General features: G+C 73.2%; 12 protein-coding genes. 4 read left to right on the top strand and 8 right to left on the bottom strand.

Features of this window, described 5'->3' with window-relative positions:
* Positions 1 to 119: 119 nt before the first annotated feature.
* The 3 genes from ACZ7G3_RS01505 to ACZ7G3_RS01495 all read right to left on the bottom strand — a co-directional run bounded on the left by ACZ7G3_RS01505 (position 120) and on the right by ACZ7G3_RS01495 (position 7113).
* The gene (locus tag ACZ7G3_RS01505; protein ID WP_470922774.1) at positions 120 to 2978 is read right to left on the bottom strand and encodes a protein kinase; all 2859 of its coding nucleotides are present in this window, start codon (positions 2976 to 2978) and stop codon (positions 120 to 122) included.
* Positions 2979 to 3131: 153 nt separating this feature from the next.
* Positions 3132 to 5246: a serine/threonine-protein kinase gene (locus ACZ7G3_RS01500; RefSeq protein WP_470922773.1), complete on the bottom strand. Its 2115-nt coding sequence runs from the start codon at positions 5244 to 5246 to the stop codon at positions 3132 to 3134.
* Between the two features lie 160 nt (positions 5247 to 5406).
* Positions 5407 to 7113: a glycerol-3-phosphate dehydrogenase/oxidase gene (locus tag ACZ7G3_RS01495; protein WP_426597193.1), complete on the bottom strand. Its 1707-nt coding sequence runs from the start codon at positions 7111 to 7113 to the stop codon at positions 5407 to 5409.
* A gap of 295 nt (positions 7114 to 7408) precedes the next feature.
* On the opposite strand from ACZ7G3_RS01495, the gene ACZ7G3_RS01490 reads away from it, so the two are divergent.
* Positions 7409 to 8617, top strand: a complete 1209-nt coding sequence (locus ACZ7G3_RS01490) for a nucleotide sugar dehydrogenase (protein ID WP_470922772.1) — start codon at positions 7409 to 7411, stop codon at positions 8615 to 8617.
* 358 nt (positions 8618 to 8975) lie between these two features.
* Here ACZ7G3_RS01490 and ACZ7G3_RS01485 read toward each other — a convergent pair whose 3' ends face one another.
* The 4 genes from ACZ7G3_RS01485 to ACZ7G3_RS01470 all read right to left on the bottom strand — a co-directional run bounded on the left by ACZ7G3_RS01485 (position 8976) and on the right by ACZ7G3_RS01470 (position 13354).
* A complete protein-coding gene (locus ACZ7G3_RS01485; protein WP_395572072.1) occupies positions 8976 to 10100 on the bottom strand; it encodes a GuaB3 family IMP dehydrogenase-related protein in 1125 nt (374 codons plus the stop codon).
* A 105-nt stretch (positions 10101 to 10205) separates the two neighbouring features.
* Positions 10206 to 11711, bottom strand: coding sequence for an IMP dehydrogenase (gene guaB / locus ACZ7G3_RS01480; protein ID WP_426597195.1), 1506 nt, complete (start codon positions 11709 to 11711; stop codon positions 10206 to 10208).
* Positions 11712 to 11875: 164 nt separating this feature from the next.
* Positions 11876 to 12463 carry a sigma-70 family RNA polymerase sigma factor gene (locus tag ACZ7G3_RS01475; protein ID WP_382720506.1) on the bottom strand — a complete coding sequence of 196 codons (588 nt, stop codon included), beginning with the start codon at positions 12461 to 12463 and terminating at the stop codon, positions 11876 to 11878.
* A gap of 279 nt (positions 12464 to 12742) precedes the next feature.
* Positions 12743 to 13354 carry a response regulator transcription factor gene (locus ACZ7G3_RS01470; RefSeq protein WP_003948568.1) on the bottom strand — a complete coding sequence of 204 codons (612 nt, stop codon included), beginning with the start codon at positions 13352 to 13354 and terminating at the stop codon, positions 12743 to 12745.
* A gap of 390 nt (positions 13355 to 13744) precedes the next feature.
* Here ACZ7G3_RS01470 and ACZ7G3_RS01465 point away from each other — a divergent pair, with 390 nt between their 5' ends.
* A complete protein-coding gene (locus tag ACZ7G3_RS01465; protein ID WP_470922771.1) occupies positions 13745 to 14080 on the top strand; it encodes a WhiB family transcriptional regulator in 336 nt (111 codons plus the stop codon).
* 104 nt (positions 14081 to 14184) lie between these two features.
* Here the strand turns inward: ACZ7G3_RS01465 and ACZ7G3_RS01460 are convergent, their stop codons facing one another.
* Entirely contained in the window at positions 14185 to 15105 is a 921-nt protein-coding gene (locus ACZ7G3_RS01460) for a LysR family transcriptional regulator (protein WP_470922770.1), read from the bottom strand.
* Between the two features lie 91 nt (positions 15106 to 15196).
* Between ACZ7G3_RS01460 and ACZ7G3_RS01455 the strand changes: the two genes are divergently transcribed.
* Positions 15197 to 15880, top strand: coding sequence for an MOSC domain-containing protein (locus ACZ7G3_RS01455; RefSeq protein WP_470922769.1), 684 nt, complete (start codon positions 15197 to 15199; stop codon positions 15878 to 15880).
* 109 nt (positions 15881 to 15989) lie between these two features.
* A complete protein-coding gene (locus ACZ7G3_RS01450; RefSeq protein WP_470922768.1) occupies positions 15990 to 16763 on the top strand; it encodes an SDR family NAD(P)-dependent oxidoreductase in 774 nt (257 codons plus the stop codon).
* Positions 16764 to 16924 lie beyond the last annotated feature (161 nt).

Genomic DNA, 16924 nt, shown 5'->3' with positions numbered 1-16924 from the left:
CGCGTCCGGGGAACGGGTGGGGTGGCGCGGAACCGCCTTTGTGACGGTTGTCGCTTTCCGCGGCAGACGACAACCACTCCGGACGAACAGCCGTCGCACCGACCGTTGCTGGCCGGCAGTCAGCCCGTGTACCGGTAGCTCGCCGCCGCCTGTTCGTACAGCCGCGTCACCTCGTCGCGTTCCGCCGCCGGGCCGCGGACCTGCACCACGTGGTAGCGCCCGTCGATCAGCATCGCGGCGTTGCGCACGTACAGCTCGCCGCTGTCGGCTCCGGTCCAGGTGAACTGGCCCTCGGCCATGGTCCGTCCGCCGACCTCGATGGTCTTCAGCCCGCTGGAGGTGGCCCAGCTGGAGGCGCGGTACGACTCCAGCTCGGGTTCGCTGTCGCGCTGGTAGACCATCGGGTCGTCACCGAACTCGGCCGCGCGGTCCCGGCCGGGTACGACGATGAGCTCGAAGTCGCCCTTGCCGTAGACGACCTGGCCGCTGCCGTTGCGGGGCGTGCGGGTCCAGCCCTCGGCGACCGCGACGCGGAAGCCCTCGGCGTCCTCGCGGAGGGTGAAGCCGTCGGCGACGTCGGGGCGGTTGGTCTGCGTCTCGGTGGAGCCGCTCCCCGTCCGGGAGGCACTGGGCCCGGACTCGGGGGACGTCTGCTCCGGCCGGGGCTCGCTGCTGACGTCCGGGGACCGCTCGGGCGGCGCCGGGCTCGCCTCTCCGGCGGCGCCCGTCCGGTCGGTGGGGCCGGTGCCGCCCGTGTCGCTCTTCGGCATGAAGAACAGGGCGTAGGCGACCGCTCCGGCCAGGGCGAGCAGTATCAGCAGGAGCAGTGTCCGGCCGAGGCTGCGCGGTGAACGGGCCGTCTCCTGTCTGCCCCGCTTGTGCCGCCCGTGGTGCGCGGGCAGCCCGGCACGCCGCCTGCGCACCAGCTCGCCCCGGCGGCGCACGATGGGCAGCCGGCCGGTCTCGGCGGGCGGGGCCGCGACGACGTGCAGGCCTGCCTCCGGTTCCGGTGCCGACCTGACCAGTGAGCGCAGCCAGCCGCTCAGTTCCTCGAAGTCGATGCGTTCGGTGGGGTCCTGACGCAGCAGCGACTCCACGACGGGCCGCAGCGGGCCGCACTCCTCGGCGAACGCCGGCGGCTCCGCGCACACGATCTGCACCAGCTCGGCCGTCGAGTCCTCCGGGTAGGGCGCGTGGCCCTGTACGGCGCGGAAGAGCAGCGCGCCCAGCGCCCAGAGGTCGGTGGCGGGTCCGATGGGCGCGGCCAGCTGCCAGTTCTCGTGCACGGGCCCGGCCTGTTCCGGCGCCCAGCGCTCGGTCACCGGCCCGACCACGGCCATCCGCGTGTGCCGCGCCCGTTCGGCGGCGAGTGCGGTGGCCGGGCCGCGCGGCGCGGGGGTGCGGGCGGCCGGGTCGTCCCAGTTCCCGGTGGTGGTCGCGGGGCCGGGGTCCTGCCGCGGGGCGGCGGGCAGGTCCCGTCCCGCCGCGGGGGCGGGAGGCGCGGAGGAGAGGGCCGCGGGGGCGTCGGGGGCGGAGGTGGCACGGTCGTCGGTGGTGCGGGGGGTGGCACCGTGCCAGGAGGCCGTCCGTACGCCGTAGGGGTCGGTGATCTGCCCGGGCGGGGCGGTGTCGTGACCGGTCGCTTCGGCGGCCCGTGCGTCGGCGGGGGGCGTACCGGGGCCGACGGCGTGCGGGGACTGGTCCTGACCGGGCGCGTAGGGGGGCCGCGCCCCGCCGGACCCGGCCCCGGTGCCGGTGCCCGTGCCACGGGGCGGCTGGACGGCGTCGGTGTCGTCGTCGGGGGCGGGACGGGCGCCGGGCAGGGCCGCGCGGCCGTTCTGCGCCTCCTGGACGCGGGCTGCGGCCCGCGCACCGGCACGGTAGGCGGCGATCGCCCCGGCACGCGCGGCGCGCACGTCCCCGGCGGCGGTGAGCGGCGTGGGGGCGAGCCCGGCGGCAGCGCCGCCCGGCCCCTGGGCGCCGGGTACCGGCAGCCCGCCGGCGGTCCGCGCCTCGATGGCGGACCGCCGGGCAGCCTCGGGATCGGCACCGCCGGGTCCGAGCATCCCGGTCCGCACACCCCCGGGGGCGGCGCGCCCGGCCCCGGGGCCACCGGGACCGCCAGGACCACCAGGAAGACCAAGACCGCCAGGATCGCCAGGACCACCAGAACCGCCGCGACCACCAGGACCGGAGATCCCGGTGCCCACACCCCCAGGACCCGGACCAGGAAGCCCGTCCTCCGCCCCAGATCCGCCGGGGCCGAGCGCCCTGGTCTTCGTGCCCGCGCCCCGGCCGAAGGTTCCGTCAGGGGCGACCGCCGCGCCCGGGCCGTCCTCGCCCTCGGGGGCGGGAACCGGGTCGTACCCGCACAGCGCCTCCTCCGCCGCCCCGACCGCCAGGCCGGTCAGCATCACGCGCCCGTCGTCGCAGACGAGCACCGTGCGCGCGGTGATGTTGCGGTGCACCCAGCCGTACGTGTGCAGCACCCGCAGCGCCAGGAGGACGTCGGAGGCCACCTCGGCCGCCCGGTACGGGGTGAGCGGCTGCTCGGCGAGCAGGGCGGCCAGCGGCCTGGCGGCCACCAGCTCGCTGACGATCCACAGCGAGCCGCCCTCGGCGAACACGTCGAAGACCTGGTCCAGTCGCGGATGGTCGGGGACGGCGGCCGCGGCCTGCGCGGCCTCGACGGCGCGCCGTACCACCGGGTCGGCCGGCCGCCGGGGGCCGCCGCCCGCGTCCGGCGACCGCCTGCCGGGGTGCCGGACACCGCTGTCCCGGGCCGTGAAGCCGTCGGGCAGGCCGTCCGCGTCGAGCACCTCGGCCTCGACGACCTCCGGCAACGGCACCTGCCGGACCAGGACTTCCTGGCCGCTGTACGTGTCGAAGGCCCGGGTCTCGGTGAGTTCGTACTCGTCGGACGGCGGAAGGGGCAGGCGGTAGCGGTCGGCGAGCACCCGTCCCGCATAGTCGTCCACGTCGCCACCCCCGGCAGCCCGTCGGTCAATTCCGTTCGCCCGGCGGGCCGTTCCGCCTGCGTACGGTCCGCAGGCACTCACGATACGTGCCGGAGGCAACCCCCAAAGAGTGGATGCCAGATATCGGGCCGCTCAAACCCGGGGCCCGACGGTTCAGGACTTGGGCCGGAAGGTCTCCGTCAGGGTCTGCCAGGTGTCCCGGCGCAGGTCACTGCCCCAGTCGGCGGCCTTCGCGGTGTACATGAGCGCGTAACCCTGGTGGTCGTTGACGACGAACCCCCGGTCCACGGTCCGGTACTTGGTGCCGCCGTCCGTGTAGGTGAACTCCCAGTCCGCCGCGTTCCAGCCGCGGTAGCCCACCTTCTCTATGCGGATCTTCTGGTACTGGGAGCGGACCATGTACCGCTCCTGGTTCTTCCAGTCCGCGACCGGGTCGCCCTTGGGCGTGGACGTCCAGGCGACGAGCAGCTTCTGTCCCTGGGGGCCGCCGAACCGGTCGCCCGCGGAGCCCGTGGACTGGTACTTCCAGCCCTCGGGCAGTCCGATGCCGTAGCCCTGTTCGCCCTGGTGGGTGGTGGCCGCGCCGTCGTCGTCACCGGACTTTCCGGCACCGCCCGACCCGGCCCCGGCGTCACCGGACGCACTCGCTCCGGAGCCGGGCGCGCTGCCCGGGTTCCCGTCCGCCGCCGTGTCCGACGCGGCTCCGTCGGTACCGGTACCGCTCTCCTCGTCCCGCTCGGTGCCGCCGCTCGCGGTGGCGGTGGCGGTGGCCTTGTCACCGCTTCCGCCCGCGGCCGCGTTCTCGTCGTCGCCGCCGAGCGTGAGGGCCAGCACGGTGCCGAGCACGGCGAGGGCCACGACGACGGCGATGATCACCAGCGTCCGGCGCGGCACCACGTCGGTGAGCGGAGCCCGGGGCACGGACCGGGGCGGCAGGTCCGGCGGCGGCACGACGGGCCAGCCGGAACTCCGGGCGCCCGCAGGCGTGTTCACCGCACCGGGCTGCTCGGAGCCCACTCCGGCACCGGCGGCACCGGCACCCCGTCCCGTCGCCGCCGACGGAGCGGCGGCCCCCGGACCACGCGAAGCGGTGGCGGCAGCCGCCCCGGCAGACCCGGCCACGGCGCTTCCCGAGGCGGCCGAGGGCCCGGCGGACCCGGTGGTCCCGGCGGCGTCCGTCGCGGCCCGGCCGGTGCCGGACGGCTTGGCGCGGGAGGCGGCCGCGGCGCCGGCCGCACCGGCCCCGACCGCGGCCTTGCGCACGGAGCGCAGCGCCCCGCGCAGCCGCTCCCCGGCTTCCTCGCCCCGCTTGCCCCCGGAGCCCGCCGAACCGCCCCGGCGGGTCCGCTCGTCCGGCTGGGCCGGCAGCGGTACGACCTTGGTGGCGTCGGCCGGTTCGGTCTCGTCCGCCCGGTCCGGAGCGTGGATGACCTTGTTGAGCATCGCGCGGGCACCCGCGTCGTCGAGCCGCTGGGCGGGGTCCTTGTTGAGCAGCCCGAAGATGACGTCCCGCAGCGGGCCGGCGTTCTTCGGCTCCTCCAGGTTCTCCGTCATCACCGCGGTCAGCGTCGCGATCGCGGAGCCCTTGTCGTAGGGCGGCGAGCCCTCCACCGCCGCGTACAGCAGTCCGCCGAGCGACCACAGGTCGGCGGCGGGTCCCGGCTTGTGGCCGCGGGCGCGCTCCGGGGAGATGTAGGAGGGGGCGCCGACGAGCATGCCGGTGGAGGTGATGGACGGGTCGCCCTCCACCTGGGCGATGCCGAAGTCGGTGAGGACGACCCGGCCGTCCTCGGCGATCAGGACGTTGGACGGCTTCACGTCGCGGTGCAGGATGCCCTCGCGGTGCGCGGAGCGCAGGACGTCGAGGACGGCGAGGCCGACCTCCGCCGCGCGCTTCGGCTTCAGCAGGCCGTCCTCACGGATGGCCTCGGCGAGCGACTTGCCCTCGACGAGTTCCATCACGATCCACGGCCGGTCGTCCTCCTCGACCACGTCGTAGACCGTCACGGCGCTGTTGTTGCGGATCCGCGCGATCGCCTTCGCCTCGCGCAGCGTGCGCGTGATCAGGCGCCGCTTCTCCTCCTCGTCGATGTTCCCCGGGAACCGCAGCTCCTTGACGGCGACCGTGCGTCCGAGGGTCTCGTCCTCGGCCCGCCACACCGTCCCCATGCCGCCGCGGCCGAGCACGTCTCCCAGCCGGTACCGCCCGGCGAGGAGACGTGCGCTCTTGTCCGTACGGGATGTCCCCGCCCGCTCCGCCTCCGACATGCGTCCCCTCATGCAACCCGCCCTGACAGAGCCTTCATTGTCCCTCACCCGACAAGTGCTCGACGCCCAGGGTGCCTCTGGAGCCGGCCGGGCGAGGGGGCGGGTGGAACGGTGGGGTGACCCTGAGTCACACCCGCCCCGGCAGCCCCTGCCACCTGCCCTAACGCGGCACGATGTCCGGTGCCCCCAGCCGGGCCGCGTCGGCCGTCAGGTCGTCCGGCTGGCGCTGCGACTCCCGCTCGGCCTCGACCCGCTTCTCGTAGTGCTGGATCTCCCGTTCGATCTGGTCCTTGTCCCAGCCGAGCACCGGCGCCATCAGTTCGGCGGCCTCGCGGGCGCTGCGGGTGCCCCGGTCGAAGGTCTCGATGGATATGCGGGTGCGCCGGGTGAGTACGTCGTCCAGGTGCCGCGCGCCCTCGTGCGAGGCGGCGTAGACGACCTCGGCGCGCAGGTAGTCGTCGGCGGCGTGCAGGGGTTCGCCGAGGGAGGGGTCGGCGGCGATGAGCTCCAGCACCTCCTCCGCCATGGCGCCGTACCGGTTCAGCAGGTGCTCCACGCGTACGACGTGCAGGCCGGTGCGCGCGGCGACCCGCGCCCGCGCGTTCCACAGGGCCCGGTACCCCTCGGCGCCGAGCAGCGGCGTCTCCTCGGTGACGCAGTCGGCGACCCGCAGGTCGAGTCCGTGCACCGCCTCGTCCACGGCGTCCTTGGCCATCACCCGGTACGTCGTGTACTTGCCGCCCGCGACGACGACGAGGCCCGGCACCGGGTGCGCGACGGTGTGCTCGCGGGACAGCTTGCTGGTGGCGTCGGACTCGCCGGCCAGCAGCGGGCGCAGACCGGCGTAGACGCCCTCGACGTCGTCGCGGGTGAGGGGCACGGACAGCACGGAGTTGACGTGTTCCAGCAGGTAGTCGATGTCCGCGCTGGAGGCGGCCGGGTGGGCCTTGTCCAGGTCCCAGTCGGTGTCCGTGGTGCCGATGATCCAGTGCCGGCCCCAGGGGATGACGAACAGCACGGACTTCTCGGTGCGCAGGATCAGACCGGTGCTGGAGTGGATGCGGTCCTTGGGCACGACCAGGTGGATGCCCTTGGAGGCGCGGACGTGGAACTGGCCGCGCTCGCCGACCATCGACTGGGTGTCGTCGGTCCACACCCCGGTCGCGTTCACGATCTGCTTGGCGCGGATCTCGTACTCCCCGCCCGCCTCGACGTCCCGGACGCGTGCGCCGACCACGCGCTCGCCCTCGCGCAGGAAGGCGGTCACCCGCGCGTGGTTGGCGACGGGGGCGCCGTAGGCCGCCGCCGTGCGCACCAGGGTGGCCACGAAGCGGGCGTCGTCCATCTGGGCGTCGTAGTACTGGAGCGCGCCGACCAGCGCGTCCTTCTTCAACGCGGGTGCCACCCGCAGGGCGTGACCGCGGCTCAGGTGGCGGTGCATCGGCAGGCCCCGGCCGTGGCCGCGGGCCATCGACATGGCGTCGTAGAGCGCGACGCCCGAGCCGGCGTACAGCCGTTCCCACCCCTTGTGCTGCAAGGGGTACAGGAAGGGCACCGGCTTCACCAGGTGCGGCGCGAGCCGTTCCAGCAGCAGGCCGCGCTCCTTCAGCGCCTCCCGTACGAGCGCGAAGTCGAGCATCTCCAGGTAGCGCAGGCCGCCGTGTATCAGCTTGCTGGACCGGCTGGAGGTGCCGGACGCCCAGTCGCGTGCCTCGACCAGGCCGGTGGACAGGCCGCGTGTCACCGCGTCGAGCGCGGTGCCCGCGCCGACCACACCCGCCCCCACCACCAGTACGTCAAGCTCGCGCTCGGCCATGGCCGCGAGCGACTCGGCGCGCTGCGCCGGCCCCAGGGTCGCTGTCCTCACTGCTGCCTCCCGCTGTCGGTCGCGTCGGCCGCACCCGTCGGGGCGAAGCCCGGTTCCTGGTACCCACCATGCCCAGATTCTGACCGACTCGCCCGACATCGACCGCCGCACGGCCCCCAGCCTGTGGACAACTTCCCCGCAGCTCGCCGCCGGGTCTCGACACTCACCGAAACTCGGCGGATCAATCCCGTAAATCGGTCATATTTACTCCTAGTCTGACGTTGTGCTCGCCCATTCTGTCCACCGGGCTTGCGCACCTGTCCCGCTTCGGTTACTGGGAAGGACGGCCCACGCCATGCCCGCAGATCTCGCCGTCATCGGACTCGGCCCGTACGGCCTGCCCCTGGCCCAGGCCGCCGTCGCCGCGGGCATCCCCACCCTCGGCTACCGCACCGGCCCCGAGGCCGACCCGCTCACCCCCGCCGAGGTGCGCCGGATGCTCGCCACCGGTTTCCGGGCCCCCACCGGACCGGCCGAGCTGGGCCGTGTCCGCACCGCCGTCATCTGCGCCCCGACCCGGCCCGGCGCGGACGGCCGCCTGGACCTCACCCAGGTCGAGGCGGCGGCCCGCACCCTCGCCGCCCACATGCGCCCGCACACCACGGTCATCCTGGAGTCGCCCGTGCAGCCCGGGACGACCGAGGGGTTCCTGCGCCCGGTCCTGGAGCAGGGCTCCGGGCTGCGGGCCGGCCGCGACTTCCACCTCGCCTACTCGCCCAGCCGCGTCGACCCCGGCAACCGCGACTTCACCCCGGCCAACACCCCGAAGGTCATCGGCGGTCTCACCCCCGCCTGCACCGAGTCCGCCGCCACCTTCTACGGCCGCCTCACCGACAAGGTGGTCCGCGCGCGCGGACCCCGTGAGGCGGAGACGGTCCAGCTCCTGGAGACCAACTTCCGGCACGTCAACATCGCCCTCGCCAACGAGATGGCCGTCCTCTGCGACGACCTCGGCGTCGACCTGTGGGACGTGCTGCGCTGCGCGGAGACCAAGCCGTTCGGCTTCCAGGCCTTCCGCCCCGGACCCGGCGTCGGCGGCCACTCCGTCCCCCAGGACCTGACCGGCCAGGCCCCCCACAGCCTGCGCATGGTGGAACTTGCCCAGCAGGTCAACTCCCAGATGCCCCGCTACGTCGTCCAGCGCGCCGCCGCCCTCCTCAACGAGCACGGCAAGTCCGCGCGCGGCGCCCGGGTCCTCCTCCTCGGCGTCACCTACAAGGCCGACCTCGCCGACCAGCAGGCCAGCCCGGCCGAGGAGATCGCCACCCGGCTGATGTCGATGGGCGCCGCGATCAGCTACCACGACCCGCACGTCCCGTCCTGGAACGTCGCCGGCCGCCCCGTCCCCCGCGCCGACTCCCTCTACGAGACCGCCGCCGACGCCGACCTGACGATCCTCCTCCAGCAGCACCGCACGTACGACCTCCAGGGCCTGTCGGTCAAGGCCCAGCTGCTCCTGGACACCCGCGGGGCCACGCCCACGGGGGCGGCGCACCGGTTGTGAGGAGGGGGCGCGCGGGGGCCTGGTCGCCGTGGAGGAGGGGGGGGGGGGGGGGGGGGGGGGGGGGGGGGGGGGGGGGGGGGGGGGGGGGGGGGGGGGGGGGGTGGGGGGGGGGTGGTTTGGTTTCCCCCCCCCCCCCCAGCCCCCCCCCCCCCCCCCCCCCCCCCCCCCCCCCCCCCCTGGACCGCCGTAAAGGGACGTGACCGACCCGGCATGGCCCCCTCACCCGCTCATCCGCCCCGTAGGCACCGCGCGCCCCCGCACCGCGCCACGCGCCCCCTCGTAAGCCCTGAGCACGCGAAAGAGGCCGGTCGCCCCGTCAAGGGCGACCGGCCTCCTCGGAGCCGTCGTACGACTGCCGCTACCGCCGGTGCTGCGAGTCCCCCACCGTCACCTCGACGCGCTGGAACTCCTTCAGCTCGCTGTAACCGGTCGTCGACATCGCCCGGCGCAGCGCACCGAAGAAGTTCATCGAGCCGTCGGGGTTGCGGGACGGACCGGTGAGGATCTCCTCGATGGTGCCGACCGTGCCGAGGTCGACCTTCTTGCCGCGGGGCAGCTCCTCGTTGACGGCCTCCATGCCCCAGTGGTTGCCCTTGCCCGGCGCGTCGGTCGCGCGGGCCAGCGGCGAGCCCATCATCACGGAGTCGGCGCCGCAGGCGATCGCCTTGGGCAGGTCGCCGGACCAGCCGACACCGCCGTCGGCGATGACGTGCACGTACCGGCCGCCGGACTCGTCCATGTAGTCGCGGCGGGCCGCCGCGACGTCCGCCACGGCCGTCGCCATGGGCACCTGGATGCCGAGCACGTTGCGCGTGGTGTGGGCGGCGCCGCCGCCGAAGCCGACGAGGACGCCCGCCGCGCCGGTGCGCATGAGGTGCAGGGCCGCGGTGTAGGTGGCGCAGCCGCCGACGATGACCGGGACGTCCAGCTCGTAGATGAACTGCTTCAGGTTCAGCGGCTCGTGCGAGCCGGAGACGTGCTCCGCCGAGACCGTGGTGCCGCGGATGACGAAGATGTCCACGCCGGCGTCCACGACGGCCTTGGAGAACTGGGCGGTGCGCTGCGGGGAGAGCGCGGCGGCGGTGACGACACCCGAGTCGCGCACCTCCTTGATGCGCTGCCCGATCAGCTCCTCCTTGATGGGAGCCGCGTAGATCTCCTGGAGGCGGCGGGTCGCGTTGTCCGTGTCCAGCTCGGCGATCTCGTCGAGCAGCGGCTGCGGGTCCTCGTACCGGGTCCACAGGCCCTCGAGGTTCAGCACGCCGAGGCCGCCGAGCTCGCCGATGCGGATGGCGGTGGCCGGGGAGACGACCGAGTCCATGGGAGCGGCCAGGAACGGCAGCTCGAAGCGGTAGGCGTCGATCTGCCAGGCGATCGAGACCTCCTTCGGGTCCCGCGTACGGCGGCTGGGGACGACGGCGATGTCGTCGAAGGCGTACGCCCGGCGGCCGCGCTTGCCGCGCCCGATCTCGATCTCAGTCACGTCTGTGGCCTTTCCCTGATGCGTTGCAGCGCCTTCCAGTATCCCCGACGGGCACGGCGAGGGCGGCCCCGGATGCTCCCGGGGCCGCCCTGGAAGGCCTTCTGCCTACTTGCTGCGGCTGTAGTTCGGTGCCTCGACCGTCATCTGGATGTCGTGCGGGTGGCTCTCCTTGAGACCCGCCGAGGTGATCCGCACGAAGCGGCCCTTCGACTCCATCTCCTCGATCGTCGCGGCCCCCACGTACCCCATGGTCTGGCGCAGGCCGCCGACGAGCTGGTGCAGCACGTTGGCCAGCGGGCCGCGGTAGGGCACCTGGCCCTCGATGCCCTCGGGCACGAGCTTGTCGTCGGACGCCACCTCGGCCTGGAAGTAGCGGTCCTTCGAGTACGACCTGCCCTGGCCGCGGGACTGCATGGCACCGAGCGAGCCCATGCCGCGGTAGGACTTGAACTGCTTGCCGTTGATGAACTGCAGCTCGCCGGGCGACTCCTCGCAGCCGGCGAGAAGGCTGCCCAGCATCACGGTGTCGGCACCGGCGGCCAGCGCCTTGCCGATGTCGCCGGAGTACTGGAGCCCGCCGTCGCCGATCAGGGGGACACCGGCGGCCCGGGCGGCCAGGGACGCCTCGTAGATCGCGGTGACCTGCGGGACGCCGATGCCGGCGACCACGCGGGTGGTGCAGATGGAGCCGGGGCCGACGCCCACCTTGATGCCGTCGACACCGGCGTCGATCAGGGCCTGGGCGCCGTCGCGGGTGGCGACGTTGCCGCCGACGACGTCGACGCCGACGCTCGACTTGATCTTCGACATCCAGCTGAGCGCGTTGCTGTTGTGGCCGTGCGAGGTGTCGACGACCAGGAAGTCCACTCCGGCCTCGGCGAGGGCCTGGGCGCGGTCGAGCGCCTCGGGGCTGGCGCCCACGGCGGCACCGACGAGCAGACGGCCCTCGGCGTCCTTCGCGGCATGGGGGTACTGCTCGGCCTTCACGAAGTCCTTGACCGTGATCAGGCCCTTGAGGACGCCGTCACCGTCGACCAGCGGAAGCTTCTCGATCTTGTGGCGGCGCAGCAGCTCCATGGCGTCCACGCCGGAGATGCCGACCTGGCCGGTGACCAGCGGCATCGGCGTCATGACCTCGCGCACCTGCCGGGAGCGGTCGGTCTCGAAGGCCATGTCGCGGTTGGTGACGATGCCCAGCAGCTTGCCCGCGCCGTCGGTGACCGGCACGCCGCTGATGCGGAACTTGGCGCACAGCGCGTCGGCCTCGGCGAGGGTGGCGTCCGGGTGGATGGTGATGGGGTTGGCCACCATGCCCGACTCGGAGCGCTTCACCAGGTCGACCTGGTTGGCCTGGTCCTCGATGGACAGGTTGCGGTGCAGGACACCGACGCCGCCCTGGCGGGCCATGGAGATGGCCATCCGGGACTCGGTCACCTTGTCCATCGCCGCGGAGAGCAGCGGGATGTTGACCCGCACGTTGCGGGAGATGCGGGACGAGGTGTCGACCGCGTTCGGGAGCACCGCGGATGCCCCCGGCAGCAGCAGCACGTCGTCGTAGGTCAGCCCGAGCGTCGCGAATTTCTCGGGCACTCCGTCGACGTTGGCAGTCATGACACCTTCCCCAAATGGCCTTGATCGGTGCGGATGTCCATGCTAACGGGAAGTGGACGTGGCTCATTCCACGATCATGGGCACCTGTGGTGTTCGTAGCTTCGTACGGAACCGTCACCCCGCCCGTTCACCGGCGCGAAACCGGGGCCACGGCCGGGTCTCCGCTACTGCTCCGCCAGTGCCCGCAGCCGGCTCAGCGCCCGGTGCTGCGCGACCCGGACGGCGCCGGGTGACATTCCCAACATCTGACCCGTCTCCTCTGCCGTGAGCCCCACCGCGATGCGCAGCAGGAGCAGCTCCCGCTGGTTCTCGGGCAGGTTGGCCAGCAGTTTCTTGGCCCAGGCGGCGTCGCTGTTGAGCAGCGCGCGCTCCTCCGGGCCCAGTGAGTCGTCCGGCCGCTCGGGCATCTCGTCGGAGGGGACGACCGTCGAGCCGGGGTGCCGCATCGCCGCGCGCTGGAGGTCGGCGACCTTGTGGGCGGCGATGGCGAAGACGAACGCCTCGAACGGGCGCCCGGTGTCCTTGTAGCGCGGCAGCGCGAGCAGCACCGCGACGCAGACCTCCTGGGCGAGGTCCTCGACGAAGTGCCGGGCGTCGCCGGGCAGCCGGGACAGACGCGTGCGGCAGTAGCGCAGCGCCAAGGGGTGAACATGGGCGAGCAGGTCGTGCGTGGCCTGCTCGTCCCCGTCGACGGCGCGGTGGACGAGCCCACCGACCGTCCCTTGATCAGGGGCCGCCTCGTCGTCACGCATCGGTCCATGGTGCCTTGCGGCCGTCCGATCCGTGGCTCCGCGCCCGTTGTTGTGCACCGAAGCGTTATGAGCAGGTGCGCCGGAACTCATCCCCTGCGCCCTCCCATCCCGCTCGACCGACTCGTCCCCGAGGAACTCCACACCTCAAGGATGCGTCATCGGCGGCGAAACGAGCAGCGGGCGCCCGGCGGGTCACCTTGTCACCCCCGCTCACCTCGCGATAAGCGGGAACCGCGGCATCCCCGACGGGCCCTTTCGGCCTCCACCGCACGGGGTGCCCTAGCGAACCAGGCCCCACCGGAAGCCGAGCGCCACCGCGTGTGCCCGGTCCGAGGCGCCGAGCTTCTTGAAGAGCCGCCGGGCGTGTGTCTTGACGGTGTCCTCGGAGAGGAAGAGCTCGCGGCCGATCTCCGCGTTGGACCGGCCGTGACTCATGCCCTCCAGAACCTGGATCTCACGCGCGGTGAGCGTGGGCGCTGCGCCCATCTCCGCCGAGCGCAGCCGGCGCGGGGCGAGCCGCCAGGTCGGGTCGGCGAGGGCCTGCGTGACCGTGGCGCGCAGCTCGGCGCGCGAGGCGTCCTTGTGCAGGTAGCCGCGGGCACCGGCGGCGACCGCGAGGGCCACGCCGTCCAGGTCCTCGGCGACGGTGAGCATGATGATGCGTGCGCCCGGGTCGGCGGACAGCAGCCGCCGGACGGTCTCGACGCCGCCCAGGCCGGGCATGCGCACGTCCATCAGGATCAGGTCCGAGCGGTCGGCACCCCAGCGGCGGAGGACTTCCTCGCCGTTGGCCGCCGTCGTCACGCGCTCGACGCCGGGCACGGTCGCGACCGCGCGGCGGAGCGCCTCTCGGGCAAGCGGGGAGTCGTCGCAGACGAGGACGGAAGTCATGGCCGTCCTCCGCAGCTGATGCGCGTCACGTTGAGCCTCCAGGCTGGTACGAAATCGTCACCTGTGCGGTCGACCGTCCCGGACGCCCGCCCGAGCACTTGTTCCTTCAACCGCCTCCGCACTCTCAACGACGGTCACTCGAAAGAGTTACGGGGCTGTGTGTCGTCTTCGGCACTCTACGTGAGGGGGCGACCACGCAGCAGACATGCGCGTGGGACCCGCCCCGTTTCATCACAACCCGTGCCCCATTTAGCCGCTTTTCTTCCACTTCGTTGGTGTCTGGGGCTAGATTCGCAATGAGTCATATTTTCATCTCCTTAGATCGTAGTTGTACGGTCGTGGACGCTGTATCCCCGGCATCTACCCATATCGGCTACAAGGGGTCACGCAATGGCAGATTTCTCCCGCCTTCCCGGACCGAACGCGGACCTGTGGGACTGGCAGCTTCTGGCTGCGTGCCGCGGGGTGGACAGCTCGCTCTTCTTCCATCCGGAGGGCGAGCGCGGCGCGGCACGGAGTGCTCGCGAGAACTCGGCCAAGGAGGTCTGCATGAGGTGCCCGGTGCGCGCCGAGTGCGCGGCGCACGCGCTGGCGGTACGTGAGCCGTACGGCGTGTGGGGCGGACTGACCGAGGACGAGCGCGAGGAACTCATGGGACGGGCCCGCCACCGTCTGATGGCGACGACGACGGCGTCGGTCGGCGGGGAGGCAGCCGCACATCACTGAAGGAACGTTTCTCTATTACGCCCCTCCGATACGGGCCCGCACGCGACACCCCGGCCGACACGGAAGCCGTACACGTAAGCCGTACACGTACTCCGGGCCGCCGCTCAGCGCGCCGCCGGCTGGCCCGACGCCGCCCGGGCGAGCTCGTCCAGCGTCGCCGTCACCGCCGGCACCTGGGCCAGGTCGGGCAGGGTGAGGGCGACGATCTCCCGCCGCACCGCCGGTTCCAGCGTCACCGTGCGTACGCCCCGGGGCCGTACGGACTCGACGGCGAGCTGGGGCAGGACGGCCACGCCCAGGCCGGCTCCGACCAGGCCGACGACCGCCGGGTAGTCGTCGGTCGCGAAGTCGATGCGGGGGGTGAAGCCGGCCGCCTCGCAGACCTCGACCAACTGCCCGCGGCACCGCGGACAGCCCGCGATCCACGGGTCCCTGGCCAGTTCCCCGATGGCCACGGAACCGTCGGACCCCGTCCGCGCGAGCCGGTGCCGTTCCGGCACCAGGGCCACGAGGCGGTCGGTCAGCAGCGGCCGTACGACGAGGTCGTCCCATTCCTCCGCGCCGGCCGCGCCCTCGTAGCGGAAGGCGAGCGCCACGTCGCAGTCGCCCTCGCGCAGCAGCTCGACCGACTTCGGCGGCTCGGCCTCCTCCAGGAAGACCCGGGTGCCGGGGTGCGCGGCGCGCAGCGCGGCCAGGGCGGTCGGTACGAGGGTGGAGCTGCCGCTGGGGAAGGAGACCAGCCGGACCCGCCCGGCGCGCAGCCCGGCGATCGCGGCGACCTCCTCCTCGGCCGCCGTGAGTCCGGCGAGGATCCCGGCGGCGTGCCGCACCAGCGCCTCACCGGCCTGGGTCAGCCGCATCTCGCGTCCGGTGCGTACGAGCAGGGGCGTGCCGACGGAGGCCTCCAGGGCCTTCATCTGCTGGCTGACGGCGGGCTGGGTGCAGCCCAGCTCACGCCCCGCGGCGGAGAAGGAACCGGTCGATGCCACGGCGCGCAGCACACGGAGATGACGAGCCTCGATCACACCTCCGAGGATAGGCGACGATAAGCGACCCTTTGATCGGGCGTCGAAAAACGCGTCGACGCTTTCATGACGCGTGTCCTACCGTTCCGCCATGAGCCGTTCCGCCGTGAAACTGCTGTCCGTCAACCTGGGCCGTGCGAAGACCGTGCCGTACACGGACCACCCCGAGGGCGTCACCGGCATCGACAAGCAGCCGGCCGACGGGGCCGTTCGGGTGGCGGCACCCGGGCCGAAGGGCGTCGGGGCGAGCGGGCTGGCCGGGGACACGGTGTGCGACACGCGTCATCACGGGGGCGACGACCAGGCGGTGTACGCCATGGCACGCGAGGACCTGGACGACTGGGAACGCGAGCTGGGCCGGCCGCTGCCGAACGGCGCGTTCGGCGAGAACCTCACCCTCGCGGGCATGGACGTGTCCGGAGCCCGGATCGGCGAGCGCTGGCGGCTCGGCCCCGACCTGGTGCTGGAGGTGACCTGCGGCCGTATCCCCTGCCGCACCTTCCAGGGGCATCTGGGTGAGGAGCGGTGGGTGAAGCGGTTCACGGAGAGGGGTGCGCCGGGCGCGTACCTGCGGGTGATCGAGCCCGGTTCGATACGGGCGGGCGACCCGGTGGAGATCGTGCACCGGCCCGGCCACGAGGTGACGGTGGCGTTGCAGTTCCGGGCGGTGACGACGGAGCGGGAGCTGCTGCCCCGGCTGCTCGCGGCGGGCGGGGCGCTGCACCCGGAGTCGCTGACGGCGGCGCGGAAGTACGCGGAGGCGCACGGCGCCTGACCGGACCTCCCCGGGCCCGCGCCGGGGCCGTCTTCACCAGCTCTTCACCGGTCGCGGGCCGTCTGGTGAACGAAGCGGACGTGTTCGGCCGGGCCCATAGCCTTGCGCCATGACAACGGCATTGATTACGGGATCGACGGCGGGCATCGGCGCCGCGTTCGCGCGACGGCTGGCGGCCGACGGACACGACCTGGTGCTGGTGGCCCGCGACACCGAGCGGCTGCGCGACCAGGCGACCGAACTGCACGACCGGCACGGCATCGAGGCGGAGGTCCTGACGGCCGACCTGGCGACGGACACCGGCATCGACGCGGTGGCCGCCCGGCTGGGCGAGCGCCGGCACCCCGTCGACCTGCTGATCAACAACGCCGGCTTCGGCAACAAGGGCCGGTTCCTCGAGGTCTCCATGGCCGACGAGCTGACCATGCTCAAGGTGCACTGCGAGGCGGTGCTGCGACTGACCTCGGCGGCGACGGAGGCGATGCGGGGGCGGGGCCGCGGCGGCGTGGTCAACGTGGCCTCGGTCGCGGCCTTCGTCCCGCGCGGCACGTACGGCGCCTCCAAGGCGTGGGTCGTGCAGTTCACCCAGGGCGTGGCGAAGGACCTGGCCGGCAGCGGGGTACGCCTGATGGCCCTGTGCCCCGGCTTCGTGCGCACGGAGTTCCACCAGCGGGCCGGCATGGGTACGGACAGCATCCCGAACTGGATGTGGCTGGACGCGGACAAGGTCGTCGCGGCGGCCCTGGCCGACCTGTCCCGCGGCAGGTCCCTGTCGATTCCCGACCCGCGCTACAAGGCCCTGATGGGGGCGGCGAAGCTGGTGCCGCGGGGGATGCTGGGCGGGATCAGCTCGCGGACGGGGCGGAAGTACGGGCCGCAGTGAGAGGGGACGAGCCACGCCCTTCGTCATCGGTCGGGCCACCGGCTCCGGAGCGGCTGTCGTAGGTGCCCGCGCGCCTGGCCGTGCAGCGGCGCGCGGGCCGCTGCATGACCGCCCTGGAGGACCAGCCGGGCGCCGGCGGCCCGACTCCCGCAGAACTCGCC

This window comes from Streptomyces sp. NPDC037271 (assembly GCF_055603605.1).
The sequence above is the reverse complement of the archived record's forward strand: the minus strand, read 5'-3'. Positions and strand labels throughout refer to the sequence as shown.

Excerpts from the sequence above, each read along its gene's own strand:
- ACZ7G3_RS01500 (WP_470922773.1), bottom strand. The coding sequence starts at position 5,246 with ATGTCGGAGGCGGAGCGGGCGGGGACATCCCGTACGGACAAGAGCGCA.
- ACZ7G3_RS01490 (WP_470922772.1), top strand. The coding sequence starts at position 7,409 with ATGCCCGCAGATCTCGCCGTCATCGGACTCGGCCCGTACGGCCTGCCC.
- guaB (WP_426597195.1), bottom strand. The coding sequence starts at position 11,711 with ATGACTGCCAACGTCGACGGAGTGCCCGAGAAATTCGCGACGCTCGGG.
- ACZ7G3_RS01475 (WP_382720506.1), bottom strand. The coding sequence starts at position 12,463 with ATGCGTGACGACGAGGCGGCCCCTGATCAAGGGACGGTCGGTGGGCTC.
- ACZ7G3_RS01470 (WP_003948568.1), bottom strand. The coding sequence starts at position 13,354 with ATGACTTCCGTCCTCGTCTGCGACGACTCCCCGCTTGCCCGAGAGGCG.
- ACZ7G3_RS01465 (WP_470922771.1), top strand. The coding sequence starts at position 13,745 with ATGGCAGATTTCTCCCGCCTTCCCGGACCGAACGCGGACCTGTGGGAC.
- ACZ7G3_RS01455 (WP_470922769.1), top strand. The coding sequence starts at position 15,197 with ATGAGCCGTTCCGCCGTGAAACTGCTGTCCGTCAACCTGGGCCGTGCG.
- ACZ7G3_RS01450 (WP_470922768.1), top strand. The coding sequence starts at position 15,990 with ATGACAACGGCATTGATTACGGGATCGACGGCGGGCATCGGCGCCGCG.